Below are 24,306 nucleotides of genomic sequence, written 5' to 3'. Positions count from 1 at the left end.
ATTTTTTAGTATCCGAAACCGTAACGGCCGCAGCGGAAGGCCGCCACCTCGGGGGTGAGAATGCCGCATTTGAAGGGCGCCCAACTTTGGCCGATCAGGCTGCGCACCTCCATCCCAGCGGCACGGCACTGGTGCTGGGCGATGGCGCGAATCTCTTCGGGCTCTGAAACCCAAGTACTATAGCAGACATAGCTGGCTGGGCCTTCGGGGGTGTCGGGAACCAGCGGCTTGGGCGTACTGGAACAGGCCCCCAGGGCCAGGGTCACGGTAACGGCGAGAACGGCCTTGCGCATGCTCGAAATCCCCCTTTGGGTCGCCACCGACTGGTAGCCTCCCTTGGGACGGCTGGCAAGGAGTTTCGCTAGTGTCTTGCCTGGGCAAGGCGCCGGTAGCTGTCGGCGAAACCCGCCAGATAGGTGCGGACCAACTCGATGAAGACCGGCTCGAGATCTGCTGGCGTCTGAGCGTGGTAAACCCAGCGGCGCACGCCCACATAGCTGATGGCGCCATGCAGTCCGGCGACCATTTCGATCTCTTCCAGGCTGACGGGGGCGACGATGTCCAGGCCCAGCTCGGCACGCATTTCCAGACAGAGCGGCTCGAAAAGCTGGTCGCGCACATATTGCATGTAACGGCTGGCGATGGAGCCGTCCTTGAGGCCCGCGAACATGAACAGGCGCACCCGTTCATAGCTGAAATTCGCCCTTGTATAGGCGAGGTAAAATTCCGTCACCCGGTCGAGCAGGGGACGCGAGCGGTCATGGAGGGTCGCCAGCCAGGCGGGCTCCCAGGAATTCAGAAAGACTTCCTTATAGACCCGCTCGATCAAGGCTTCCTTGTCGGGAAAGTAGCGGTAGAGCAGGGGCTGGGTAACGCCCAGGCGGTCCGCCAGGGCACGGGTCTGGCCCTCGAAACCCACTTCCGCGAAAAAGCGGATGGCCTCGGTGACGATCAGCTTTTCCCGCTCCCTGCGAGGCAGGCGCCGCCTGATTTTTTCCGCGGGCGCCGAGCGGGAAACTTCCCGGTTGAATGCCGGAGCCGAGCCAGCGGCGTATGTATCCATTATCCCCCTCCCCGTCACACATGACATATTGTGACATAATGTAATTAAGTAGCTATCCTTACATTGAACCGCAATCGGGTTGCGACCCGAGTTTGTCGTTCATGCGCGAAAAAAATTGATTGGCGGTTTTTGCGGCGAAACCATGCAGAAGGCGTCCTCCCACCGAGGCGAGGCGGCCGCCGATTTCGCCCGTGGCGGTCCAGCGCAAAATCGTGGCATCGCCATCGTCTTCGAGGACGACCCGCGCCGATCCCGAGACGAACCCAGCCACGCCGCCCTGGCCCTGACCCGTCAGGGTATAGGCCCGCGCCTCCTCCACATCGGTGAGGGAAAGCAATCCGGTAAACCGGGCGGCCAAGGCTCCGACCCTAAGCGCCACGGTCGCGGTATAGGTTCCGGGGCCTGTGGCCTCAAGCGTCTCGCAGCCGGGGATGCAGGCAGCGAGAATGATCGGGTCGTTGAGGGCTTGCCAGACCTGGGCGCGCGTCGCGCCGATACGGTGCTCTCCATCGAAGTCCAATGGGTTTCTCCTGATTGATGCGGGAAAGAGTGGATCATGGCACGCCTGGCATGGCAAAGTCTGCGCCCCGATATTGGTAGGACCGGATATGCGTGCGGTGATCCTGCTGGCCTTGCTGGTCCTGGTCTGGGGCTGCAACTGGCCGATCATGAAGATCGGTCTGGCCCATATCCAGCCCCTTTGGTTCTGTGCCTTCCGGCTTGGCTTGGGCGCGCTCAGCATGTTCGTCATCCTGGTGCCGCTCGGGCGGTTGCGGCTGCCCCCTCGCGGGGATTGGCCGGTCCTGGCCTCGCTGGGACTGCTCAACATGGCTGCCTATCTGGTGCTGAGCAATCTGGCCCTGCTGGTGGTCCCCGCCGGGCGCTCGGCCATTCTGGCCTATACCACGCCGCTGTGGGTGGCTCCCGGCGCGGCGCTGTTCCTGGGGGAAAAGCTGACCCGTGGCAGGCTGGCCGGAGTGCTGTTGGGGCTGGGCGGCATATTGGTGCTGTTCAATCCGCTGAGCTTCGACTGGAGCAATGGCGAATTGGTGATCGCCAATCTGATGCTGCTGGCGGCGGCGTTGGTCTGGGCGGCGGCAATCCTGCATGTGCGTGGCCACCGCTGGTGTTCATCACCGTTGGATCTGGCGCCTTGGCAGATGCTGGTCGGTCTGGTGCCGGTAACGGCCGCCGCGGCGATTTTCGAAGGCGCGCCTCGGCCCGATGGCAGTTTCGAACTGGCCTGGACGCTGGCCTATAACGGAACCCTGGCGACGGCCTTCGCCTTCTGGGCGGCGGTGACGGTCAACCGGCTGCTGCCTGCCCTGACGGTCTCGCTCAGCTTTCTCTGCATTCCGGCGGCGGGCTTGGTATTTTCATCCCTGCTGCTGGGCGAGGGTCTGACGCTGACCAATATCGCGGGATTACTGCTGATCGCGGGCGGCGTCGGACTGGTGGCCCTGGTGGGGGCGCGCGAGCGTCGCGCCCCGTCCTGAAAAGACACAACCCTGAAAAACACACAACCCCGCCCCGGCAGGGAGGGCGGGGCGGGGTCCGTGCACTCCCACCCCCAAAGGGGAGAGGCGGGAGTCATGCTCTACGTTCGTCCGGTGGGGGAGGAGGCCCCTCTACCGTGGTACGAACTCATCATGACTCAGATTTCGTGCGCCGGAGTCGCATCTTTGGAATGGCGGCCATGCGCAGGGTGACGGCTTGCCACAATGCGGCCACGATCGCCTGATTAGCTGTCCTTACGAGCAGACGGCGGAGCCGTTTCGCCACCTCTTGATTTCGGCGGTGCCTTGTCGCCATAATAGAGATGGTGGAATCGGCCGGTGCCCATGATGGGGCCGGTCTTGCCGCCGGACGGGGTGCTGTCGCTTGTGACGGGCTCCGGGTCATGTTGCTCAACGGGAGGATATGACGATGCGTAATGTAATCATGGGCTTCGACTAGCGGTCTTTTCCGGTTTTCGAGCGGTTTCCTGGCGTGTTGGGCGCCGGGAAGGCATCAACTGGAGGGATTCGATCATGTCTGTAGCCAATCTTCCGGTCGTCGCAGGTGATGACGGCCTTGCCAAATATCTGAGAGATATCAAGGAATTCCCCGTCCTCGCCCCCGAGGAGGAATTCATGCTGGCCAAGCGCTGGGTGGACTACGAAGACACCGAGGCCGCCCACAAGCTGGTGACCAGCCATCTGCGTCTGGTGGCCAAGATCGCGCTGGGATACCGCCATTACGGCTTGCCGGTGGCGGATCTGATCAGCGAGGGCAATATCGGCCTGATGCGCGCGGTCAAGAAGTTCGAGCCCGACCGCGGTTTCCGTCTGGCCACCTATGCCATGTGGTGGATCAAGGCCTCGCTCAACGAATTCGTGCTGAATTCGTGGTCCATGGTCAAGATCGGCACCCTGGCGGCCCAGAAGAAGCTGTTCTTCAACCTGCGGCGCATCAAGTCGCGCCTGCGGCTGTTGGAATCGGGCGATCTGGCGCCGGAACACGTCACCACCATCGCCAGGGAACTGGATGTGGACGAGCGCGACGTGGTCGCCATGAACCGCCGCATGGCGGGCCGCGACTCCTCGCTCAACACGCCGGTGGGCGAAGGCGGGGCCGAGATTCAGGACCTGATGGCCGACGAGGCCGATAATCAGGAAACTTCGCTGGCCAAGCGTGAGGAACTGTCCAAGGGCCGGACCTTGATCGCCCGCGCCCTGGACAGTCTGACCGAGCGCGAGCGTGAGGTGTTCGTGGAGCGGCGCCTGCGCGACGATCCTCTGACTCTCGAGGAACTGGGCGGGCGCTATGGCGTCTCGCGCGAGCGGATCCGTCAGATCGAGGTCAAGGCCTTCGAGAAGGTGCGCGATCTGGTCCAGGCCGGTTTTCTGCCAGCACCCGCGCGGGCGTAGTTCGGTTTAAAGCTGCCGCGCACCCACCTCGCATCATGGCCGGGCGCGACCCGGCCATCCGTGGCCCCCGGATCAAGTCCGGGGGTGACGGGGGGAGGATGCGTGTCAGCCTAACTTGGCGGCCATGGTCCGGACGTTCTGGACCAGGATTTCCAGCAGTTTGATCACGAAGGGATCGACGCCCTTCAGCTTGGAATCCACCACCGAGCGGGGAATGACGATCAGAGTGGTATCGGTCTTGGCCCGCGCCGTGGCCATGCGCGGCGCACCGTCGATCAGGGCCATTTCACCGAAGATGGTGTTCTTGCTGAGCTCGGCGATCACGGTCTCGCCCTTGAGCAGTTCGATGGTGCCGGTCTGAATGATGAAGGCCTGATCGCCGGAACTGCCCTCCTTGAAAACGAAGCCCCCCGTGGGGACGACCTTGCGGTCGAGGAAGTTCATCATGGCCGTGTCTCCGGAATTGCGGTCAGTGCCATCCCGTCATGCTTACGGCCAGCAAGGCCAGCGCGGAAAGGACAAGGACCGCCGCGGCAAGAAGTGCGAGGCGACGGGTGTCGGGGTGAAAATTATCGTTGGCCGGTCTGGGAATACGTTGGGGCGGCGCCTTGCGGCGCCGCCCCTCCGATTTTCCTGAATCCGTCCTAGCCACGCTTGTGCAGCGGGACGAAATCCCGCTGCGCCGGGCCGACATAGAGCTGACGCGGACGGCCGATCTTCTGGTCCGGGTCGGTCAGCATCTCGTTCCACTGGGCGATCCAGCCCACGGTGCGGGCCAGGGCGAACAGGCAGGTGAACACCTGGGTGGGGATGCCCATGGCGCGGAAGATGATGCCCGAATAGAAGTCCACGTTCGGGAACAGCTTGCGCTCCACGAAATAGGGGTCTTCCAGGGCGATGCGCTCCAGCTCCATGGCCAGCTTCAGCAGGGGCTCGTCATGGACGCCCAACTCGCTCAGCACTTCGTGGCAGGTCTTCTGCATGATCTTGGCGCGCGGGTCGTAGTTCTTGTAGACCCGGTGGCCGAAGCCCATCAGACGGAAGGGATCATCCTTGTCCTTGGCCTTCTTGATGAATTCGGGGATGCGCTCCACCGAACCGATCTCGTGCAGCATCTGCAGCACGGCCTCGTTGGCGCCGCCATGGGCCGGACCCCACAGCGAGGCGATGCCCGCAGCGATACAGGCGAAGGGATTGGCGCCCGACGAACCGGCCAGACGGACGGTGGAGGTCGACGCGTTCTGCTCGTGATCGGCGTGCAGGATCAGGATGCGGTCCATGGCGCGGGCCAGGACCGGGCTGACCTTGTATTCCTCGCAAGGCGTCGCGTACATCATGTGCAGGAAGTTCTCCGAGTAGGAGAGCTTGTTCTGCGGGAACATGAAGGGCTGGCCCTGAGCATACCTGTAGGCCCAGGCGACGATGGTCGGCATCTTGGCCACCAGACGATAGCTGGCCACCATGCGGTGGTGCGGATCGTTGATGTCGATGGAGTCGTGGTAGAAGGCGGCCATGGCGCCGACCACGCCGCACAGCACGGCCATGGGGTGCGAGTCACGGCGGAAGCCGCGGAAGAAGAAGTTGATCTGCTCGTGCACCATGGAATGGTGGGCGATGTCGAATTCGAACTTGGTCTTCTGCTCGGCGTTGGGCAATTCGCCCTTGAGGATCAGATAGGCCACTTCCAGGAACGAGCAGTTCTCGGCCAGATCGGCGATGGCGAAGCCGCGGTGCAGCAGCACGCCAGCGTCACCGTCGATATAGGTGATGGCCGATTTGCACGAGCCGGTGGACATGTAGCCGGGGTCGTAGGTGAAGATATCCTGGCTGGCATACAAGGAGCGGATATCCGCCACCTTGGGGCCGATGGAGCCGGCCAGCAGCGGGAATTCGGTGGTCTTGCCCGTGCTGTTGTTGATCAGCGTGACGGATTCCTTGGGAGTCTTGTTCTCGTTCGTCATGTCTTCATACCCCGTGGTCTACTTCACTGTTTAAACGTGAGCGACGGCGTCAGGCCGCCGATGATGTGGTGGGCCGGGCGCCGCCCAGGGCGTCCGCGATACGGCCCAGTGATTCCTCTCGGCCCAGAACCTCCATCACCTCGAAGATGGGAGGAGAGACCGATGAACCGGCAAGGGCCGCCCGCAGGGGCTGGGCGATCTTGCCGAGCTTTTGCCCGCGCGCCTCGGCCAGACGGCGCGCGGCGTCCTCGAGCGCATCCCGTGTCCAGGCTTCCAGACCCGCGACCTCGGCCCGATAGGCTTCGAGGTCGGCGATGGCAGTTTCATCGGCCATGGTCTTGGCCGCCTTCTCGTCCAGGGCCAGCGGGCGCTGGGCCACATAGAACAGCGCCGAATCGGCCAGTTCCAGCATGGTCTTGGCCCGTTCCTTGAGACCGGTCATGCCGGTGCGCAGGCGAAGCACGCCTTCGCCGGACAGGGGCTTGCCCGTCTTGGCCTCCAGCAACGGGACCAGAACCTCGGTCAGTCGGCCATCATCGGCGGTGCGCATGTAATGGCCGTTGAGATTGGTCAGCTTGACGAAGTCGAAGCGCGACGGCGAGCGGCCAACCGAGTCCAGGTTGAACCATTCCGTGGCCTGCTCGGTGGAAATGATCTCGTCGTCGCCATGGCTCCAGCCCAGGCGCAGCAGGTAGTTGCGCATGGCCTCGGGCAGGAAGCCCATATCGCGATAGGCATCGACTCCCAGCGCGCCGTGGCGCTTGGACAGCTTGGCGCCGTCGGGGCCGTGGATCAGCGGGATATGGGCGAAGGTGGGAACCTCCCAGCCGCAAGCCTTGTAAAGCTGGTACTGGCGGAAGGCGTTGGTCAGGTGGTCGTCGCCCCGGATCACATGGGTGATGCCCATGTCGTGGTCGTCCACCACCACCGACAGCATATAGGTCGGCGTGCCGTCGGCGCGCAGCAAAATCATGTCGTCCAACTGGTCGTTGGCGACCCGAACATCGCCCTGAACCAGATCGGCGATGATGGTTTCACCTTCGACGGGCGCCTTGAGGCGCACCACGAAAGGAGTGCCAACCGGAGCATCGGAGGCGGGACGATCGCGCCAGATGCCGGGATAGCGCATGGGCAGGCCCTTGGCGCGCTGATCCTCGCGGATGGCGGTGAGTTCATCCTGGCTGCAGTAGCAGCGATAGGCCTTGCCCTCGGCCAGCAGTTGATGTGCCACCTCGGCATGACGGCCCGCGCGGGCGAACTGCATCACCGCCTCGCCATCCCAGTCCAGGCCCAGCCACCGGATGCCGTCGAAGATGGCTTCCACCGCCGCATCGGTCGAGCGCGCGCGGTCGGTATCTTCGATGCGCAGCAGGAACTTGCCGCCATGATGGCGGGCGAACAGCCAGTTGAACAGGGCGGTGCGCCCTCCGCCAATATGGAGGAAACCGGTGGGTGAGGGGGCGAAGCGAGTGACGACGGTCATGACGGTGCTTTCGGCGTCCTTTATGCCGAGTGGGACAAGGCTGCCTTGTGTAGCATATCTTTATGCCCCTGACAGCCCGGTGTTGGGGGTGGATGGCAAAAAACCCGCCCGATTGGATAGGGGTTTCCCCGACCGCGCGCTCCGGATCGGACGCGGCGGCGGGAATCTTGCGCGTAATGGCTGAGTCCGTGCTGGCCGAGCGCGGACGCTGGCCCCTTTGGCTGCCCGTTTTCCTGGGCGTGGGCATCGCCCTTTATTTCGCGCTTCCCGCCGAACCCTCGGTTTTTTGGGCGGCGGGTTTTGTCCTGGCGGCCGGGGCCGGGCTGTGGCTGGCGCGGGGGGAGAAAATTGCGCCGTTGCTGGTGGCTTCATGTCTGCTGGCGGTGGCCGTGGGATTCGCCGCCACCCAGTGGCGCAGCTTTCGCCTTGCCGGACCGGTCATCGAGCGCAACAGCGGCGCCTTGATGTTGGAAGGAATCGTGGTCGAGGTGGAAGTCCTGCCCGATGGCGGCGGCCGTCTTACCCTCGACCGGGTTTCCCATGACCGTGACGATGTGCTTACGCCCCTCAAGGCCCGCATCAAGGCCAAGCCCGGTCTGTCTTCCGCCATGGTGGGGGATCGGGTGCGGGTGCGCGCCATGCTGATGCCGCCGCCCCAACCGGCCATGCCCGGCGCCTTCGATTTCGCCCGCTTCGCCTGGTTCCGCCAGTTCGGAGCCATCGGCACGGCCCTGGGGCCGGTGGAGGTGACCGAGCCGGGGGCGGCCACAGGGTGGCGGGCCGATCTCACCACCACAATCAACGAGATCCGTCACGCCATCACCACCCGCATCATGGCGGTGTTGCCCGGGGACAGGGGCGCGGTGACGGCGGCCCTGACCACGGGCGACCAGATGCCCATCTCGGCCCCCATGATGCAGGCCTACCGGGATTCGGGGCTGGCCCATATCCTGTCCATCTCTGGCCTGCATATCACCATGGCGGCCGGTCTGGTCTTTGTCGGCCTTCGGACCCTGCTGGCCTTGTTTCCGCTGGTGGCGTTGCGTTATCCCATCAAGAAGTGGGCGGCGGCCCTGGCCATCGTCTTCGCAGGCTTCTACACCCTGCTGGCTGGGTCGCCGGTTCCGGCCCAGCGTTCCTTCTTCATGACCGGGCTGGTGCTGCTGGCGGTTTTGCTGGACCGTCGGGCGCTGTCCATGCGGCTGGTGGCCTGGGCGGCGGTGGCCATCTTGCTTTGGCAGCCCGACGAGTTGATCGGTCCCAGCTTTCAGATGTCGTTTGCCGCCGTTGTGGCCATGATCGCCGCCTATGAAAGCCTGACGCCGCGACAGACCCAATGGCGGGCCGCCCATCCCGGCTGGCTAGCCGCCATCGGCCTTTATGTGTTCGGTACGGTGGTGACCACCCTGATCGCCGGTTTCGCCACGGCGGTCTACGGCATTTATCACTTCAACCGCTTCGCCGTGTGGTCGGTGGCGGCCAACATGATCGCGGTGCCCTTGACCGGCTTTTGGGTGATGCCCTGGGCGCTGGTGATGTTCCTGCTCTTGCCCTTCGGTCTGGAAGCTCTGGCCTTGGTGCCGATGGGCTGGGGCGTCGAAGGGGTCAATTGGGTGGCCGTCTGGGTGGCCTCCTGGCCCAGTTCGGCGGTGACCCTGCCCATCTTGCCCCTTTGGGCCATGGTGGTGTTCACCTTGGGCGGGTGCTGGCTATGCCTGTGGCGGGGGAGATGGCGCTGGTGGGGGCTGGTTCCCATGATGGCGGCCTTGGCCTCCATGGCTTTCGCCCGGCCGCCCGACCTGCTGGTGGATGGGCGCGGCGACGGCATGGCGGTACGCTCCGCCGATGGCACTTTGCTGCTCAACGGCAAGGGGGGGGAGGATTCTCAAGGATACCTGGAGCCGCCGCGCCGGGCCCGAGGCCCGCGAACGCTGGCCCAAGAAAAGCTCGTCGCGGGACGGGCGGCTGCGCTGCGACGAGACCGGCTGCCTGTGGCGGGTGGAAGGCCGGGTGGTGGCTCTGGTCAAGGACGAGGAGAACCCGGAGAAAGCCTGTGCCGGCGCCGATATCGTGGTAAGCAGCGTGCCCCTGCGCGGGACCTGCCGGGGCGCCAGGGTGATCGTCGACCGCTTCGACCTCTGGCGCCGGGGGCCGTATGCCCTGTGGCTGGGACCGGACGGGGGCGTGACAATCGAGACGGTGGCGGGCTGGCAAGGCGACCGGCCCTGGGCCTGGCATCCCCATCCCCGCAAGAAGGCCAAAACTTCTCCACAGGCCCCTCCGCGCGAGCCGGAGGAGAAGAAGGATGACGAGGAGGATTAATCCCTAGTGGCGTCGTTGGCGGTGAAGAAGAAGGTAGAGCCTTCGCCCGGCTTGGATTCGACCCAGATCCGACCACCCAGGCGGGTGACGATGCGTTGACAGAGCGCCAGACCGATGCCGGTGCCGTCATAGGCTGAATCGGCGTGCAGCCGCTGGAAGATGACGAAGATCCGCTCGAAATGCTCGGGCTCGATGCCGATCCCGTTATCCTTGACCGCGAAACGCCAAAGAGTGCCGGACAGCCGGACCGCCTCGATGCGGATAAGGGGCTTGCGCTCGGGATGGCGGTACTTGATGGCGTTGCCCAGGAGGTTCTGGAACAGACTGGACAACTGGCTTTCATCGGCCTGGATGGTCGGCAGCGGGCCGACCGAGATGGTGGCGCCGTTTTCCTCGATCACCGCCTTCAAATTGCTGATGGCGATATCCGCGGCCCGGCCCGATGAAACCGGTTGCAGCGGCTTGGCCTGGCTGTTGATGCGGGAATAATGCAGAAGGTCGGTGATCAGCCGGTACATGCGCTTGGTCCCGGCGGTGAGGAAGGCGATATATTCGTTGGCCTCCTCGTCCAGCTTGTCGCGATAGCGGCGGTCCAGCATCTGGGCATAGCCGGTGATGACGCGCAGCGGCGTCTTCAGGTCGTGGGACGCCACATAGGCGAAGCGCTCCAGATCGGCATTGGAACGCTCCAGTAATTGGGCGGCGGCCCGGCTGGTGCGCTCGGCCTCGGCCAGGCGGCGGTTGCGCCCATCCATCACCAATATCAGCGTGGCGAAGGCCATGGCCGCCAGGGTGACGACGATCGTCTCGATCAGCTCGGAGCGTTTCATCTCGTCCAGACCGGCGGAAATGTCGGAATGGGCGAAGCCGACCACCACCACCAGGGGATAGTTCGCGAGTCGTTTGTACAAGAAGGTCCGTTCGATGCCGTCCAACAGCGAGCGCTTACGGAACCGTCCTTCCAGATTGCCCTCGGAATCGTTCCAGATCTGCAGCGTCCCCATTGGGGCGGCCTCCGCGACCGGCGGAGGCTGGCGCGCGATCAGCTTGCGATCCAGGCTGAAAATCGCCGCCGACGAGTTCTGCCCCAAGGTCATATCCCGGTAGAACGCGGCGATCTTGCTGGAATGAATATCGACAACAATGACACCGGTCAGTTCCTTGCCCACCAGCAGCGGCCGGGCGATATGGAAGAATTGCTGATCGGGCAGGGTGCTGTCGTTGACGGCGCTGATATGGATGGAATCGCTGGTGGTGCCCTGGAAGTGCAGGAAGACCGGCATGTCAGAATGGTCGGAGCCGGGCGTAAGGCTGGCATCCGTGCTGAACGTGACCCGTCCGCGGCGGTCCAGAACGGTCAAAGTGGTTGAATACAGATCGGATTTGGGCGGCGTGACCTGATCGAGAAAAAGTCCCAGATGCTGGGGGCCATCCTCCAAAACGAAATGTCGGGCCGATCGCAAATAGATGTCGGCCAGATCCAGCAGCCGGACGGTGTGCGTCTCGAAAGACAGCAGGATCTTGCTTGCCTGCGACTCGGCGAATGCGGTGCGCTCTTGCTCCATGTCGCGAAGATTGCTGACGATCACGGCCACATAGACGCCGATCAGGGCGGCGGTGGCGAAGACGACCCCGGCACGGCGCCACCATGTGCCGCGCGGAAATTCATCTCCGGGCTGGGCCGCCTCGTGAATGTCGCGGGAAATCTGGGGCAATGATGAACAGCCTGTGGCGATGACGGGACGGGGCGGCGATTCTATCGCGGATTTGTTCCTATGTCACTGGCGGGGCTGGGTGAACCGTCCCAGGCCCAATCCTTCCATGGGGATTTGGGGCGACAGGCCGGACACGAGATCGGCGATGACCCGGCCCGAGCCGCAGGACATGGTCCAGCCCAAGGTGCCGTGCCCGGTATTCAGCCACAGATTACGAAGGGGTGTCGCACCCAGAAGAGGGACGCTGTCGGGGGTAACGGGCCGCAATCCCGCCCAGGGTTCGGCCCGGTCGAAATCACCGCCATCGGGGAACAGCCGCCTTGCATTGTCCAGGATCAGGCGGGCGCGCACCGGGTTAAGGGTCAGGTCATAGCCCGCCATCTCGGCCGTTCCGGCGGCGCGCAATCGGTCGCCCAGGCGGGAATAGACCATCTTGTGCTCGTCATCGGTGATGGACACCGATGGTGCGCCTCCATGGCCCGCCACTGGCACGGTGATGGAATAGCCCTTGGCGGGAATGACGGGTAGGCGCAGGCCCAGGGGGCGGGCGAGAAGGGGACTGTCGCATCCGGCAGCCAGCACATAGGCCTCGGCACGGATCGTCCCTTGTGCCGTGGCCAGCCCAGCCACCCGGTCGCCATCCGGGATCAGGCCCTGGATGGGCACGTTCCAGCGGAACTCCACACCCTTGGCTTCGGCCAGGGTTGCCAGTCGGCGGGTGAATTTGTGGGCGTCCCCGCTTTCGTCATCGGGCGTGTAGATGCCGCCAGCCAGCTCGCTTTGCACGGCGGCCAGAGCCGGTTCGATGGCGACGCATTCGGCCGGAGTCCTGGGCAGACGCTTAAGGCCGTGGCGGATCATCACCTCGGCGGCGCGGCAGGCATGTTCGAATTCGGCGCCGTCGCGATAGACGTGGAGGATGCCCCGGATCTGCTGGTCGTACTCGATGCCGGTCTCCGCCCGCAATTCACCCAGGCAGGCGCGGGAATAGATGGCGACGCGCAAGGTGCGCTCGGTATTGATCTCGGCACGGGAGCGGGGACAGTTGGCGAGAAAGCGCAATCCCCAGGCCCAGAGCGCCGGGTCCCAACGGCTCCAGCGGAACAGCAGGGGCGCGTCCTCGCGGCCCAGCCATTTCAGCACCTTGGGCAGGACGGACGGATTGGCCCAGGGCTCGGCGTGACAAGGCGATATCTGGCCGCCATTGGCGAAGCTGGTTTCCAGCCCGGCGCCTTCGCGCCGGTCCACCACGGTCACGTCGTGACCGGCCTTGGCGAGATACCAGGCGCTGGTGGTGCCGATCACCCCGGCCCCGATGACGACGACCTTCACTTGCGTCCTCCTTGAGAGCCCAGAACACTTAATGCAGCCGCTCTGCGTTGGCAAATGGGCAGTTGCGCATTACCCTTCTAAGGATGAACCAAGAGATCCTCAGTGTTGAGCAGATGTACCGGGCCGATGCCCTGGCCCTGGCGGCGGGGATCGCTGGCGCGCGGCTGATGGAGGCCGCGGGCTGGGCGGTGGCCCGCGCGGCACGGCGCCTGCTGCCCAAGGGCCGGATCGCCATTTTGTGCGGTCCCGGCAATAACGGCGGCGACGGCTTCGTGGCGGCAAGGCTGCTGGCCCGCGACGGCTGGTCGGTGCGTGTCGCTCTGCTGGGCGCGGTGGAGCGTCTGAAGGGCGATGCCGCCATCATGGCCGGACGCTGGACGGGGCGGGTGGAGCCTCTGACCCCTGATGCGCTGCATGGCTGCGTCGGTGTGATCGACGCCCTGTTCGGAGCCGGTCTTGCCCGGCCTTTGGAGGGAGCGGCCAAGGCGGTGGTCGAGGAGATAGGCCGATTGCGCCTGCCAGTGATCGCCGTCGACGTGCCCTCCGGGGTTCATGGCGATAGCGGGGCGGTGCTGGGCCTTGCCCCCGATTGTCTGGCCACCGTGACCTTCTTCCGTCCCAAGCCGGGCCATTGCCTTTTGCCGGGGCGGCTGAAATGCGGCGAGCTGGTGGTGGCCGATATCGGCATTCCGGCTGCGGTGCTGGATGAAATCGCGCCGGATCTTTGCCGTAACGGGCCGGGGGTTTGGGCGCTGCCCGAGATCAAGGCCGAGGGGCACAAATATAGCCGCGGTCATGTCCTGATCCTAGGCGGCGCGGAGATGACCGGCGCCGCCCGGCTGGCGGCGCGGGCCGCGCGGCGGGTGGGGGCGGGCTTGGTCTCCATCGCCGCGCCTCCCGAGGCGTTGGGCGTCTACCGTGCCGGAGATCCCGGCGTGCTGGTCGCCAGTTCCGAGCCTTTCGCCGATCTGCTGGAGGATGGCCGCCGCAACGCCTTGCTGCTGGGCCCCGGCGGCGGAGTGGGAGAGGCCCTGGCGGGCAAGGTGCTGGCCGCTCTGGGCACCGGACGACCTTGCGTTCTCGATGCCGATGCCTTGAGCAGTTTCGAAGGGCGGAGCGCCGATCTGTTCCGTCATCTCTCGGATCGGGTTGTGCTGACGCCCCATGACGGCGAGTTCCGCCGCCTGTTCGGTGAGATGCCGGGCAGCCGACTGGAGCGGGCCCGCCATGCCGCCCGTTTGTCCGGGGCGATCGTGCTTCTGAAAGGGGCTGATACGGTGGTGGCCCACCCTAAGGGCGGCGCCACCATTACCACCGATGCTCCGCCCTGGTTGGCCACAGCCGGGTCCGGTGATGTCCTGGCGGGACTGCTGGCCGGGTTGCTGGCCCAGGGCATGGAACCGTTCGAGGCGGCTTGTGCCGCCGTTTGGCTGCACGGGCGGGCGGCGGCGGAGTTCGGTCCGGGCCTGATCGCCGAGGATCTGTCCGAGGCCATCCCGGCGATTTTGGCCGAGAGGAGATGGGACCCCCATGACTGAAGCGCAGACCAACGCCGCTTCCTTTCTATCCCGCCTGAAGGGACTGTGGCGCGATATCGCCCGTTCCGATGGGGCGGAAAAGATCCCGGCCCTGTCGCCCGGCCTGCCGGACGGCGATCTGGCGCGGCTGCGGATTCAGATGGAAGCCTGTCTGGACGCCAAGGGGGGCGAGGTTTCCGCCCGCGCCAGGGCCGCCGCCCTGGGGCGGGCCTATCTGTCCCTGTCGGCCGAGGGCAGGGCGCGTTTCCTCAAACTGCTGGCGGGCGCGTTCGGTCCTGACCGGGCGCGGGTGGATGCGGCGGCGGCCGCATTGGGCGAAGCGCGGGAGGAGGTTGCCCGTCTGCGCGCCGAGATGGAGTTGCGCCAGGCCCTGGAGCCGCCCCGGCTCAAACTGCTGACTCAGTTCAACGCTCTGCCCGAGGGCGTCAAGTTCCTGGTGGACATGCGCGCCGAACTGATGGGCCTGATGCGCGATCATCCCGATCTGGCGGCTTTGGAGGCCGACCTCAAGGGGCTGCTGACCTCATGGTTCGATGTGGGTTTTCTGGTGCTGGAACGCGTCACCTGGCGCTCTTCGGCGGCCGTTTTGGAAAAGATCATGCAATACGAGGCGGTGCATGCCATCCAGGGCTGGACCGATCTCAAGAACCGGCTGGATTCCGATCGCAGGCTTTATGCCTTTTTCCATCCGCGCATGCCCGACGAGCCGCTGATCTTCGTGGAGGTGGCCCTGCTTCCTGAGATGGCTGGCAATATCCAGGATCTGCTGGACCCCACCGCGCCCCTGGGCGACGTGGACAAGGCCGACACCGCCATCTTCTATTCCATCAATAACGCCCAGCGGGGGCTGGCCGGAATCAGTTTCGGCAATTTCCTGATCAAGAGGGTGGTGGATGATCTGTCGCGCGAGTTCAAGCAGATCAAGACCTTCGCCACGCTGTCGCCCATCCCGGGCTTCCGCCGCTGGCTGGACGGGCGCCTGACCGAGGGCGAACCGGGATTGCTGAGCGCCGCCGAGCACAAGGATCTGACGCGGGTGACCGGCGGCATGGGCGCCAAGGGCAGCCTCAAGGCCCTATTGGCCGAGCCAGACTGGACGGCCGAGCCTTTGCTGGCCCAGGCGCTGGAAGGGCCTTTGACCCGGCTGGCCGCCCGCTATCTGACCCGCGAGACGCGTTCGGGGGGGATGGCCGCCCTGGACCCGGTGGCCCATTTCCATCTGTCCAACGGCGCCCGTGTCGAGCGCATCAACTGGATGGCCGACATGTCGCCAAACGGCCTGGCCCAGTCGGCGGGGCTGATGGTCAACTATCTCTATGATCTTGACGACATCGAGGCCAATCACGAAGCCTATTCCGCCACGGGCAAGCTGGCGGTGTCGGCGCGGATCAAGGCTCTGTTGAAAGGATAGGGGGAGGGTATTGCGTCCCCCCCCCTGTCCGTTCAGCCAGCGCGGATCTGGCTGACGAAGCGGTCGACCTGGGTTTCCAACTGGTTGGAATTGCGCGACAGGGCCGAGGCGGCATCGAGAACCTGACGGGCGGCGGTGCCGGTTTCCGAGGCGGCGGCGTTGACGCGGGTAATGGTTTCGGTGACTTCCGACGTGCCCTGGGCCGCCTGCTGGACATTGCGGGCGATTTCGCCGGTGGCGGCACCTTGTTCCTCCACCGCGGCGGCGATGGAACTGGAAATCTGGTTGATTTGGCCGATGGTAGTGGCGATGCCGCCGATGGCGGTCACCGCATCGCGGGTGGCCGACTGCACCGCTGAAATCTGCGAGGCGATTTCCTCGGTGGCCTTGCCGGTCTGGTTGGCGAGGCTTTTGACCTCGTTAGCCACCACGGCGAAGCCCTTGCCCGCATCTCCGGCCCGCGCCGCCTCGATGGTGGCGTTCAGTGCCAGGAGGTTGGTCTGGGACGCGATGTCGTTGATCAGTTTGACCACCTGACCGATCTTGCTGGCGGCCTCGGCCAGGCTTTGCACCATCTGGTTGGTGCGGTCGGCCTCGACCATGGCGCTGGCGGCGATCTGCGCCGAGTGGGAGACCTGACGGCTGATTTCGGTGATGGAGGACGAGAGTTCCTCGGCGGCCGCCGCCACGGTCTGGATATTGACGGTGGCTTCCTCGGCGGCCGCCGCCACGGTGGTGGACTGGCGCGAGGTTTCCTCGGCGGTGGCGGTCATGGTCTGGGCCGTGGATTCCATCTGACTGGCGGAAGAGGCCACCGAGGCCACCAGCCCCTTGACCTCGCGCTCGAAGACATCGGCCTTGGACCCCAGTTCGCGGGCGATGATGGCGGCGGTGTTGGTCTCGATATAGACCGAGGTGGCCAGATCCATGTCCAGGAAGGCGGCCTTGTTGACGGCGGCCAGCACCTGGGTCAGGCGTTTGGGGTCCTTGCGGTAATGCTCGACCGCCACGCCGATCACCATGTTCAGCACGAAGCAATAGCCTGCCGTATACCACTTGGGATCGAGGCCGATGCGCTGGTGGACCTTGCCGATTTCGGTGACCTGAGCGAAATAGCGGTCGTCGAACTGGCCGAGGAACACGCTTTCCATCCAATGCTTCTTCTGCATGGAGCGCGCATGGGCCATGCGATCAGGATTGGCGAACATTTTCGCCGTGGCCGGATTGTTGCTCACATGACGATAGAAGGTGTCGAGGACCCCGTCGATATGACGGGACAAGACTTCCCGGAACTCCCGCAACGCCCGCTTGGTGTCTTCGTCGATCTGCAAGAATGCAATGCTGGATGTGCGGTCGAGTTCCATTTTGTCACCTAATTTGGGTCGTGATGCCAGGGAGTATGAGCCCGCCTCAATCTTGTTACAAACCCAATCCCATTGTGGAATAAAGATTTTCCGATCATTTCACTCGGAAATTTCAGGCCGATGATGCAAGGCCGGTTGCCAAACGGCTTTTCCCTATTTCCCTGGAAACGAACATGCTATAGACAGGACCCTCCCGACGGGGCGGCCCCAGGGTGCGCGGTTCTGCGCGCGTGGGTCCGTCGGCGTGCACGGTTCGTGCGGGCGTGGTGGAATTGGTAGACACACTGGATTTAGGTTCCAGCGGCGCAAGCCATGGGGGTTCAAGTCCCTTCGCCCGCACCATCCATCGCAGCCGGTACTGGGCTCTGGCGCATGCCGACCGGCGGGAACAGCGATTTCAACTCACTCGATTCGATTGGCGATAGACTGATGCAGGTAACCGAGATCAATGCCGAAGGCCTGAAGCACGAATTCAAGGTCGTCGTTCCCGCCCAGCAGCTGGAAACCCGGATGCAGGACAAGCTGGCGGAGATCGCCCGCACCGTGGCCATGCCCGGCTTCCGTCCCGGCAAGGTTCCCATGACCATCGTGCGCAAGAAGTACGGCGGCGCCGTGATGGGCGAGATCCTGGAAAACGCCGTCAACGACGGCGCCGGTAAGGCCATCACCGACAATGGTCTGCGCCCGGCCATGCAGCCCAAGATCGAGATCACCAAATACGAGGAGAACTCTGACCTGGAGTTCACCGTCTCGGTGGAAGTGCTGCCCGAGATCAAGATCATGGATTTCGGCACCGTCAATCTGGTGCGCGACAAGGCCGTGGTTCCCGATGCCGAGGTGGACGACGCCCTGGCCAAGATCGCCGAGCGCAACGAGAGCTCCGAGCCGGTCAAGCGCGCGTCGAAGTCGGGTGACGTTCTGGTCATCGACTTCGTGGGCAAGGTGGACGGCGTGGCCTTCCCCGGCGGCACCGCCGAGGGCTATTCGCTGAAGCTGGGCTCCAACACCTTCATTCCCGGCTTCGAAGACCAGCTGATCGGCAAGAAGGCCGATGCCGACGTCGAAGTGAATGTGACCTTCCCCGAGGGTTACGGCAACGAAGCCCTGGCCGGAAAGCCCGCCCTGTTCGAGGTCAAGGTCAAGGAAGTGCGCGCGCCGAAGGCCGCCGCCGTGGACGACGAACTGGCCAAGTCGGTCGGTCTGGAGAACCTGGACGCGCTCAAGACCGCTATCCGGGACGAAATCGCCCGCGAGTTGGACGGCGTGTCGCGCATCAAGCTGAAGCGCGCCCTGCTGGACGCGCTGTCGGCCGGTCATGACTTCCCGGTTCCCCCCAGCATGCTGGAAAGCGAGTTCGAGGCCATCTGGAAGCAGGTGGAAGCCGACAAGGAAGCCGGACGCCAGGACGCCGCCGATGCGGGCAAGTCCGAAGACGATCTGAAGGCCGAATACCGCACCCTGGCCGAGCGCCGGGTGCGCCTGGGCCTGCTGCTGGCCGAAGTGGGCCGGGTCAACGAGATCAACGTGACCCAGGAAGACGTCAACCGCGGCATCATGAATGAGGCCCGCCGTTACCCCGGTCAGGAGCATCTGGTCCTTCAGTACTACCAGAAGAACCAGGAAGCCCTGGAATCGCTGCGCGCTCCCATCTACGAGGAGAAGGTGGTCGATTTCATCCTGGAACTGGCCAAGGTGACCGATAAGGAAGTCTCGGTCGAGGATCTGCGCAAGGATCCCGACGAGGCTTCCGCCGAGGCCGCGTCTCCCAAGCCGAAGAAGAAGGCCGCCGCCAAGAAGAAGGCGGCCGAATAGGTCACGGTTTTTTCAGTGCAAAGCCCGCGATGTTCACCATATGAATATCGCGGGCGGCCAATCTCATCGGCGTCCGCCCCCGCCGTTGCCAAATCCAAGAAGGACGGAACATGCGCGAAAGAGACCCGATCGACGTCTATATGAACACCCTGGTTCCCATGGTCGTCGAGCAGACCAACCGGGGCGAGCGGTCCTATGACATCTATTCGCGCCTGTTGAAGGAGCGAATCGTCTTCCTCACCGGTCAGGTCTACGACGAAGTCGCCAGCCTGATCTGCGCCCAGCTGTTGTTTCTGGAATCCGAGAATCCCAGCAAGGACATCTCGTTCTACATCAACTCGCCGGGCGGCGTGGTGACCTCGGGCTTGGCCATCTACGACACCATGCAGTACATCCGCCCCGCCGTATCCACCCTGTGCATCGGCCAGGCCGCCTCCATGGGCTCGCTGCTGATGACCGCCGGTGAGAAGGGCAAGCGCTTCTCCCTGCCCAATTCCCGCATCATGGTGCATCAGCCCTCGGGCGGCGCCCAGGGTCAGGCCACGGATATCGAAATCCAGGCCCGCGAGATTCTGGCGCTCAGGGCCCGGCTCAACAACATCTATGTGGACCACACCGGCCAGCCGCTGGAAGTGATCGAGAAGGTGATGGAGCGCGACAAGTTCATGACCGCCGAGGAGGCCAAGGAATTCGGCCTGATCGACGAGGTGGTGAACAAGCGTCCTGTCGCCGAGGACGATTCCGCGTCCTAGGTTCCGTTCGGGCATAAGCGGCCGGGCCGATCCCTTGGACCAGGGGGATCAGCCCGGCCGTTTCCTTTTGCAGTCATGACAGAATTGTCGTTGTCTGGCGTGGCGGGCTGTGTCTAACATGATTTCGCGGGTGCGGTGCGGCCCCCTGATCCAATGGAGTTTCGATGACCAAGTCCACGAGCGGCGAATCCAAAAACACTCTGTACTGCTCGTTCTGCGGAAAGAGCCAGCACGAGGTGAGGAAGCTTATCGCCGGGCCGACCGTGTTCATCTGTGATGAATGCGTCGAGCTGTGCATGGACATCATCCGCGAAGAGCACAAGACCCATCTGGTGCGTTCGCGTGATGGCGTGCCGACCCCCAAGGACATCTGCCAGGTGCTCGATGACTATGTCATCGGCCAGGGCCATGCCAAGAAGGTGCTGTCGGTCGCCGTCCACAACCACTACAAGCGCCTTCAGCACGGCGGCAAGAACAACAATGAAGTCGAGCTGGCCAAGTCCAACATCCTGCTGATCGGCCCCACCGGCTGCGGCAAGACCCTGCTGGCCCAGACCCTGGCCCGCATCCTGGACGTGCCCTTCACCATGGCCGACGCCACCACCCTGACCGAAGCCGGTTACGTGGGCGAGGACGTGGAGAACATCATCCTGAAGCTGCTGCAGGCCGCCGAATACAATGTGGAGCGGGCCCAGCGCGGTATCGTCTATATCGACGAAGTGGATAAGATCAGCCGCAAGTCCGACAACCCGTCCATCACCCGCGACGTGTCGGGCGAGGGCGTTCAGCAGGCCTTGCTGAAGATCATGGAGGGCACCGTCGCCTCGGTGCCGCCCCAGGGTGGGCGCAAGCATCCCCAGCAGGAATTCCTGCAGGTGGATACCACCAATATCCTGTTCATCTGCGGCGGCGCCTTCTCGGGTCTGGAAAAGATCATCGGCTCTCGCGGGCGGGGCACCTCCATCGGCTTCGGCGCCGATGTGCGCGGCCCCGACGAGCGCCGCACCGGCGAGATCCTGCGGGAAGTCGAGCCCGAGGATCTGCTGAAGTTCGGACTGATCCCGGAATTCGTCGGCCGTCTGCCGGTTCTGGCGACGCTCGAGGATCTGGACGTCGACGCCCTGATCGATATCCTGTCCAAGCCCAAGAACGCCCTGGTGAAGCAGTATCAGCGCCTGTTCGAGATGGAGGACACCCGTCTGTCCTTCTCAGACGACGCGCTGAAGGCCATCGCCGAGAAGGCTATCGCCCGCAAGACCGGCGCGCGCGGGCTGCGTTCCATCATGGAAACCATCCTGCTCGACACCATGTTCGACCTGCCCGGCCTCGATGCCGTGGACGAGGTGGTGATCAACAAGGAAGTGGTGGAGGGTCGCGCCAAGCCGCTCTACATCTACTCCGAACGCCGCGAAGACGTGGGCTCCAGCGCTTAGGGCCTGCGAGAGGTGAAAAATCGGCAGGGGCGGGCTCCTTATGGGGGCCCGCCCTTCGCTTTTCCCACAAATCCTAGTGGTTCGCATCGGTCTGGGGCCAAAATGTGCATTGCGGACACCCCCGATAAGACACTAGAATCATCGGACATGGCTTGACGAGGGGCGGAATCCGTCCCAGCTAGAGCCTGTAAGGGTTACTGTACAAAGACGGGCCGGCCCGGTTGGGCGTCCCGCCGGCGTGAATGAGGCAGCATGGTTGATCTTCCTTCTGGCGATGTTTTCCCCGTCCTTCCGCTCAGGGACATCGTCGTTTTCCCCCACATGATCGTTCCGCTGTTCGTCGGCCGGGAAAAGTCGGTTCGCGCCCTGGAAGACGTCATGCGGGAAGACAAGCAGATCCTGCTGGTCGCCCAGAAGAACGCCGCCCAGGACGATCCCACCACTGACGACATCTATTCGGTGGGCACGGTGTCCACCGTGCTGCAGCTTCTCAAGCTGCCCGACGGTACCGTCAAGGTGCTGGTCGAGGGCGGCAAGCGCGCCCGCATCACCGGCTTTACCGAGAACGACGCCTTCTTCCAGGCCACCGCCGAGGTGGTGGACGAACGCGAAGGCGACCAGCAGGAGCTGGAGGCGCTGTCGCGCTCGGTGGTCAGCCAGTTCGAGCAGTACATCAAGCTGAACAAGAAGATTCCCCCTGAGGTTCTGGTCTCGGTCAATCAGATCGAGGACGCGGCCAAGTTGGCCGACACCGTCGCCTCCCATCTGGCGCTGAAGATCGCGGAAAAGCAGGAACTGCTCGAGGTCGAGGTGATTTCCGAGCGTCTGGAGCGGGTCTATTCCTACATGGAGGGCGAAATCGGTGTCCTTCAGGTGGAAAAGAAGATCCGCAACCGCGTCAAGCGGCAGATGGAGAAGACCCAGCGCGAGTACTATCTGAACGAACAGCTGAAGGCCATTCAGAAGGAACTGGGCGAGGGCGACGACGGCAAGGACGAAACCGCCGAGCTGGAAGAACGCATCGCCAAGACCAAACTGACCGCCGAGGCGCGCGAGAAGGCCCTGGCCGAGCTGAAGAAGCTCAAATCCATGAGCCCCATGTCGGCCGAGGCCACCGTGGTGCGCAATTACCTGGACTGGCTGCTGACCATTCCGTGGAAGAAGCGCACCAAGGTCAAGAAGGACGTCAAGCTGGCCCAGACGGTTCTCAATGCCGACCATTACGGTCTGGAGAAGGTCAAGGAACGCATCCTCGAATATCTCGCCGTGCAGATCCGCACCGACAAGGTGCGGGGGCCCATCCTGTGCCTGGTCGGCCCGCCCGGCGTGGGTAAGACCAGCCTGGGCAAGTCCATCGCCAAGGCGACGGGGCGCAACTTCGTGCGCATGAGCTTAGGCGGCGTCCGCGATGAGGCCGAGGTGCGCGGTCACCGCCGCACCTATATCGGCTCCATGCCCGGCAAGATCGTCCAGGGCATGAAGAAGGCCAAGAGTTCGAACCCGTTGTTCCTGCTCGACGAGATCGACAAGCTGGGCGCCGATTGGCGCGGCGATCCGGCGTCGGCCCTGCTGGAAGTTCTGGACCCCGAGCAGAACGCCACCTTCAACGACCATTACCTGGAGGTGGATTACGACCTCTCGGACGTGATGTTCGTCACCACCGCCAACACCATGCGCATGCCCCAGCCCCTGCTGGACCGCATGGAGATCATTCGTCTGTCGGGCTATACCGAGGACGAGAAGGTGGAAATCTCCAAGCGCCACCTGTTGCCTAAGGTCATCAAGGCGGCGGGCCTGCGCAAGGGCGAATGGTCCATCAGCGACGAGGCGCTGCGCCATATCGTGCGCTACTACACCCGCGAGGCGGGCGTGCGCAATATGGAGCGTGAACTGGCCAATCTGGCCCGCAAGGCGGTCAAGGAAATCGTTTCCACGGCCAAGACCAAGGTCGCCGTGACGCCGCGCAATCTGGAAAAGTATGCCGGTATCCACCGCTATCGCTTTGGCGAGGTGGAGGAGCAGGACATGGTCGGCGTGGTGACCGGTCTGGCCTGGACCGAGGTGGGCGGCGAATTGCTGACCATCGAGGCGGTCAGCATGCCGGGCAAGGGCACGTTCAGCCATACGGGCAAGCTGGGTGACGTGATGCAGGAATCCGTGCAGGCGGCCCGCTCCTATGTGCGGTCCCGCTCGGTCAGCTTTGGCATCAAGCCGACGGTGTTCGAGAAGCGCGACATTCACGTCCACGTCCCCGAAGGCGCCACCCCCAAAGATGGTCCCTCGGCCGGTATCGCCATGTGCACCACCATCGTCTCGGTGCTGACCGGCATTCCGGTGCGCCGGGATGTGGCCATGACCGGCGAGATTACACTGCGCGGCCGGGTCCTGCCCATCGGCGGTTTGAAGGAAAAGCTGCTGGCCGCTCTGCGGGGCGGCATCAAGACCGTTCTCATCCCCAAGGAGAACGAGAAGGATCTGGCCGAGATTCCCGATAACGTGAAGAAGGGGCTGGTCATCATTCCGGTGTCCACCGCCGACGAGGCTCTGACCCACGCCCTGGTTCACATGCCGGTGGCCATCGAATGGGACGAACCCACCGAAGTTGCCGAGGCCAAACCCGCCAAGGATGGTGAGGTAGCGGCCGGAGGGCTGGTCACCCACTGACCCTTCTTGCGGGTATTTTTTTAGGCCAAAGTCGGCGGTTTCCTTTGGAAACCGCCGATTTTGCATATGTATGGATGCTGCGGCGGGGGCTTGTATGCCAGCAAAGCCGCCATTTTTTACCGATTGCGCATTGACCTTATTCGATGGGCTGAATTAGACTGCCTCGGTCTAATTCGATAGGCGGTGTTGCTGGCTATCTTTGTCGGTATAACGAAGGGGGTCCTCAGGTGAACAAGAACGATCTCGTGACGGCTGTGGCTGGTGCCGCTGGCTTGTCCAAGGCCGATGCGGCTAAGGCCGTGGACGGTGTTTTCGAAGCCATTACCTCCGCGCTCAAGGGCGGCGATGAGGTTCGTCTGGTCGGTTTTGGCACCTTTGCCGTCGCGTCGCGCGCGGCGTCCGAGGGCCGTAATCCCCGCACCGGCGAAAAGATCAAGATTCCGGCCTCCAAGCAGCCGAAGTTCAAGGCTGGCAAGGGCCTGAAGGACGGCATCCAGTAAGGGGTGCCTTCTCGAAAGTACGTTGCACCGGCTGCCCCTTAAGGCGG

At 63.9% G+C, this 24,306-nt stretch carries 19 protein-coding genes and 1 tRNA gene; 11 read left to right on the top strand and 9 right to left on the bottom strand.

The annotated features are described in order from the left end of the window. Nucleotides 1-5: 5 nt before the first annotated feature. From CCC_RS12120 to CCC_RS12110, 3 genes are all read right to left on the bottom strand, one after another. On the bottom strand, nt 6-293 hold the full coding sequence (locus tag CCC_RS12120; protein ID WP_009869399.1) for a hypothetical protein: 288 nt from the start codon (nt 291-293) through the stop codon (nt 6-8). A 68-nt stretch (nt 294-361) separates the two neighbouring features. After that, nucleotides 362-1,063 carry a TetR/AcrR family transcriptional regulator gene (locus CCC_RS12115; RefSeq protein ID WP_009869400.1) on the bottom strand — a complete coding sequence of 234 codons (702 nt, stop codon included), beginning with the start codon at nt 1,061-1,063 and terminating at the stop codon, nt 362-364. A 58-nt stretch (nt 1,064-1,121) separates the two neighbouring features. Beyond that, entirely contained in the window at nt 1,122-1,583 is a 462-nt protein-coding gene (locus CCC_RS12110) for an SRPBCC family protein (RefSeq protein ID WP_009869401.1), read from the bottom strand. An 88-nt stretch (nt 1,584-1,671) separates the two neighbouring features. On the opposite strand from CCC_RS12110, the gene CCC_RS12105 reads away from it, so the two are divergent. Further along, nucleotides 1,672-2,559 carry a DMT family transporter gene (locus CCC_RS12105; RefSeq protein WP_009869402.1) on the top strand — a complete coding sequence of 296 codons (888 nt, stop codon included), beginning with the start codon at nt 1,672-1,674 and terminating at the stop codon, nt 2,557-2,559. Nucleotides 2,560-3,093: 534 nt separating this feature from the next. Further along, nucleotides 3,094-3,972, top strand: coding sequence for an RNA polymerase sigma factor RpoH (gene rpoH / locus CCC_RS12100; RefSeq protein WP_009869403.1), 879 nt, complete (start codon nt 3,094-3,096; stop codon nt 3,970-3,972). A gap of 105 nt (nt 3,973-4,077) precedes the next feature. Here rpoH and CCC_RS12095 read toward each other — a convergent pair whose 3' ends face one another. The 3 genes from CCC_RS12095 to gltX all read right to left on the bottom strand — a co-directional run bounded on the left by CCC_RS12095 (nt 4,078) and on the right by gltX (nt 7,416). Further along, on the bottom strand, nt 4,078-4,419 hold the full coding sequence (locus CCC_RS12095) for a cyclic nucleotide-binding domain-containing protein (protein WP_009869404.1): 342 nt from the start codon (nt 4,417-4,419) through the stop codon (nt 4,078-4,080). 197 nt (nt 4,420-4,616) lie between these two features. Next, the gene (gene gltA / locus CCC_RS12090) at nt 4,617-5,933 is read right to left on the bottom strand and encodes a citrate synthase (RefSeq protein ID WP_041041603.1); all 1,317 of its coding nucleotides are present in this window, start codon (nt 5,931-5,933) and stop codon (nt 4,617-4,619) included. A 49-nt stretch (nt 5,934-5,982) separates the two neighbouring features. Continuing rightward, nucleotides 5,983-7,416: a glutamate--tRNA ligase gene (gltX, locus tag CCC_RS12085; protein WP_009869406.1), complete on the bottom strand. Its 1,434-nt coding sequence runs from the start codon at nt 7,414-7,416 to the stop codon at nt 5,983-5,985. A 176-nt stretch (nt 7,417-7,592) separates the two neighbouring features. Between gltX and CCC_RS12080 the strand changes: the two genes are divergently transcribed. Further along, the gene (locus CCC_RS12080) at nt 7,593-9,725 is read left to right on the top strand and encodes a ComEC/Rec2 family competence protein (RefSeq protein ID WP_009869407.1); all 2,133 of its coding nucleotides are present in this window, start codon (nt 7,593-7,595) and stop codon (nt 9,723-9,725) included. 9 nt (nt 9,726-9,734) lie between these two features. On the opposite strand, the gene CCC_RS12075 is transcribed toward CCC_RS12080, so the two are convergent. Further along, on the bottom strand, nt 9,735-11,453 hold the full coding sequence (locus tag CCC_RS12075) for an ATP-binding protein (RefSeq protein WP_009869408.1): 1,719 nt from the start codon (nt 11,451-11,453) through the stop codon (nt 9,735-9,737). Between the two features lie 63 nt (nt 11,454-11,516). Then, nucleotides 11,517-12,818, bottom strand: coding sequence for a D-amino acid dehydrogenase (locus CCC_RS12070; protein WP_269078881.1), 1,302 nt, complete (start codon nt 12,816-12,818; stop codon nt 11,517-11,519). A gap of 50 nt (nt 12,819-12,868) precedes the next feature. Here CCC_RS12070 and CCC_RS12065 point away from each other — a divergent pair, with 50 nt between their 5' ends. Further along, nucleotides 12,869-14,323, top strand: a complete 1,455-nt coding sequence (locus tag CCC_RS12065) for a bifunctional ADP-dependent NAD(P)H-hydrate dehydratase/NAD(P)H-hydrate epimerase (protein ID WP_041041599.1) — start codon at nt 12,869-12,871, stop codon at nt 14,321-14,323. Next, complete coding sequence (locus CCC_RS12060) at nt 14,316-15,734, top strand: malonyl-CoA decarboxylase (protein ID WP_009869412.1); 1,419 nt, start codon at nt 14,316-14,318, stop codon at nt 15,732-15,734. The genes CCC_RS12065 and CCC_RS12060 overlap by 8 nt, the downstream gene beginning before the upstream one ends. A 32-nt stretch (nt 15,735-15,766) precedes the next feature. On the opposite strand, the gene CCC_RS12055 is transcribed toward CCC_RS12060, so the two are convergent. Continuing rightward, on the bottom strand, nt 15,767-17,098 hold the full coding sequence (locus CCC_RS12055) for a globin-coupled sensor protein (protein ID WP_009869413.1): 1,332 nt from the start codon (nt 17,096-17,098) through the stop codon (nt 15,767-15,769). A gap of 257 nt (nt 17,099-17,355) precedes the next feature. Between CCC_RS12055 and CCC_RS12050 the strand changes: the two genes are divergently transcribed. The 6 genes from CCC_RS12050 to CCC_RS12025 all read left to right on the top strand — a co-directional run bounded on the left by CCC_RS12050 (nt 17,356) and on the right by CCC_RS12025 (nt 24,259). Next, nucleotides 17,356-17,440: transfer RNA gene (locus CCC_RS12050), tRNA-Leu, on the top strand. Nucleotides 17,441-17,527: 87 nt separating this feature from the next. Continuing rightward, nucleotides 17,528-18,910 carry a trigger factor gene (tig, locus tag CCC_RS12045; RefSeq protein WP_009869414.1) on the top strand — a complete coding sequence of 461 codons (1,383 nt, stop codon included), beginning with the start codon at nt 17,528-17,530 and terminating at the stop codon, nt 18,908-18,910. Nucleotides 18,911-19,020: 110 nt separating this feature from the next. Beyond that, nucleotides 19,021-19,662 (top strand): ATP-dependent Clp endopeptidase proteolytic subunit ClpP, encoded by a 642-nt coding sequence (gene clpP / locus CCC_RS12040; protein WP_009869415.1) that lies wholly within the window; start codon nt 19,021-19,023, stop codon nt 19,660-19,662. Between the two features lie 164 nt (nt 19,663-19,826). Further along, the gene (gene clpX, locus CCC_RS12035) at nt 19,827-21,095 is read left to right on the top strand and encodes an ATP-dependent Clp protease ATP-binding subunit ClpX (protein WP_009869416.1); all 1,269 of its coding nucleotides are present in this window, start codon (nt 19,827-19,829) and stop codon (nt 21,093-21,095) included. A gap of 252 nt (nt 21,096-21,347) precedes the next feature. Further along, nucleotides 21,348-23,759: an endopeptidase La gene (gene lon / locus CCC_RS12030; protein ID WP_041041597.1), complete on the top strand. Its 2,412-nt coding sequence runs from the start codon at nt 21,348-21,350 to the stop codon at nt 23,757-23,759. 227 nt (nt 23,760-23,986) lie between these two features. Beyond that, on the top strand, nt 23,987-24,259 hold the full coding sequence (locus CCC_RS12025) for an HU family DNA-binding protein (RefSeq protein ID WP_008617506.1): 273 nt from the start codon (nt 23,987-23,989) through the stop codon (nt 24,257-24,259). Nucleotides 24,260-24,306: the final 47 nt, after the last annotated feature.

Origin of the sequence: Paramagnetospirillum magnetotacticum MS-1, assembly GCF_000829825.1 — a bacterium.
Lineage (GTDB): Bacteria > Pseudomonadota > Alphaproteobacteria > Rhodospirillales > Magnetospirillaceae > Phaeospirillum > Phaeospirillum magnetotacticum.
Note: the sequence above shows the minus strand (reverse complement) of the source record. Positions and strands in the feature narration are given on the sequence as shown.

What these genes read in the sequence shown, in the direction of transcription:
- CCC_RS12120 (WP_009869399.1), bottom strand. Translation starts at nt 293, where the DNA reads ATGCGCAAGGCCGTTCTCGCCGTTACCGTGACCCTGGCCCTGGGGGCC.
- CCC_RS12115 (WP_009869400.1), bottom strand. Translation starts at nt 1,063, where the DNA reads ATGGATACATACGCCGCTGGCTCGGCTCCGGCATTCAACCGGGAAGTT.
- CCC_RS12105 (WP_009869402.1), top strand. Translation starts at nt 1,672, where the DNA reads ATGCGTGCGGTGATCCTGCTGGCCTTGCTGGTCCTGGTCTGGGGCTGC.
- rpoH (WP_009869403.1), top strand. Translation starts at nt 3,094, where the DNA reads ATGTCTGTAGCCAATCTTCCGGTCGTCGCAGGTGATGACGGCCTTGCC.
- CCC_RS12095 (WP_009869404.1), bottom strand. Translation starts at nt 4,419, where the DNA reads ATGATGAACTTCCTCGACCGCAAGGTCGTCCCCACGGGGGGCTTCGTT.
- gltA (WP_041041603.1), bottom strand. Translation starts at nt 5,933, where the DNA reads ATGACGAACGAGAACAAGACTCCCAAGGAATCCGTCACGCTGATCAAC.
- gltX (WP_009869406.1), bottom strand. Translation starts at nt 7,416, where the DNA reads ATGACCGTCGTCACTCGCTTCGCCCCCTCACCCACCGGTTTCCTCCAT.
- CCC_RS12080 (WP_009869407.1), top strand. Translation starts at nt 7,593, where the DNA reads ATGGCTGAGTCCGTGCTGGCCGAGCGCGGACGCTGGCCCCTTTGGCTG.
- CCC_RS12065 (WP_041041599.1), top strand. Translation starts at nt 12,869, where the DNA reads ATGAACCAAGAGATCCTCAGTGTTGAGCAGATGTACCGGGCCGATGCC.
- CCC_RS12060 (WP_009869412.1), top strand. Translation starts at nt 14,316, where the DNA reads ATGACTGAAGCGCAGACCAACGCCGCTTCCTTTCTATCCCGCCTGAAG.
- CCC_RS12055 (WP_009869413.1), bottom strand. Translation starts at nt 17,098, where the DNA reads ATGGAACTCGACCGCACATCCAGCATTGCATTCTTGCAGATCGACGAA.
- tig (WP_009869414.1), top strand. Translation starts at nt 17,528, where the DNA reads ATGCAGGTAACCGAGATCAATGCCGAAGGCCTGAAGCACGAATTCAAG.
- clpP (WP_009869415.1), top strand. Translation starts at nt 19,021, where the DNA reads ATGCGCGAAAGAGACCCGATCGACGTCTATATGAACACCCTGGTTCCC.
- clpX (WP_009869416.1), top strand. Translation starts at nt 19,827, where the DNA reads ATGACCAAGTCCACGAGCGGCGAATCCAAAAACACTCTGTACTGCTCG.
- lon (WP_041041597.1), top strand. Translation starts at nt 21,348, where the DNA reads ATGGTTGATCTTCCTTCTGGCGATGTTTTCCCCGTCCTTCCGCTCAGG.